This window comes from Serratia sp. Ag1 (assembly GCF_000743355.1).
GTDB lineage: Bacteria > Pseudomonadota > Gammaproteobacteria > Enterobacterales > Enterobacteriaceae > Chania.
Genome location: NZ_JQEI01000045.1, coordinates 1 through 968, shown reverse-complemented (window position 1 = coordinate 968; position 968 = coordinate 1). Strand labels below are relative to the sequence as shown.

The window sequence follows — 968 nt, the reverse complement described above, 5'->3', positions numbered from 1 at the left end:
CGTTGCCCGCTTTGTCGCTGGTAACAGGCAATGTGGCGATACCGTTGTCATCGGTGGTAACCGTCTGTTGACGGGGGGTGCCATCCGGATCGGTCACGGTAAACACCACGTCATACCCGGCGATCGGGTTGCCGTTGGCATCCTTGACCGGTAACTGCACGGTGTTCACGTCGGTGCCGTTGGCCAGAGTGCTGCCAGTAGCTGCCGTCAGGCCGTTCTGATCGATGGTCGCAGTGCTGCTGTCGGCCACAAATTTCAGCTCGGTGCTGCTGGTCACGCCGCCCACGTTGGCTTCCACTTTTACGTTACCGGCTTTATCACTGCTCACTGGCAGAGTGGCGATACCGTTGGCATCGGTGGTCACCGTCTGTTGACGCGTAGTGCCGTCCGGGTTGGTCACGGTAAACACCACCTCATAACCGGCGATCGGGTTGCCGTTGGCATCTTTCACCGGTAACTGCACGGTGTTCACATCGGTGCCGTTAGCCTTGGTATCACCCGTGTTCGCCGTCAGGCCGTTCTGATCGATGGTCGCGGTGCTGCTGTCGGCCACAAATTTCAGCTCGGTGCTGCTGGTTACGCCGCCGACATTGGCTGCCACTTTCACGTTGCCGGCCTGGGTGCTGCTCACCGGCAGAGCGGCAATGCCGTTGGCGTCGGTGGTCACCGTCTGCTGGCGGGTGGTGCCGTCTGGCTCGGTCACGGTAAAGGTGACGTTATAGCCAGCGATCGGGTTGCCATTGGCATCCTTGACAGGTAACTGCACGGTGTTGACGTCAGTGCCGTTAGCCTTGGTATCACCAGAGTTCGCGGTCAGGCCATTCTGATCGATGCTCGCGCTGCTGCTGTCGGCCACAAAGTTCAGGCTGGTGCTGCTGGTCACGCCGCCCACGTTGGCTTCCACTTTCACGTTGCCCGCCTGGGTGCTGCTCACCGGCAGAGCGGCAATACCGTTGGCATCGGTGGTC

1 protein-coding gene is annotated in these 968 nt (G+C 60.6%); it reads right to left on the bottom strand.

Features of this window, described 5'->3' with window-relative positions; translation table 11 throughout:
* Positions 1–968: Ig-like domain-containing protein (locus IV04_RS21610; protein WP_037441377.1), on the bottom strand; the 968-nt coding region annotated here is incomplete at both ends.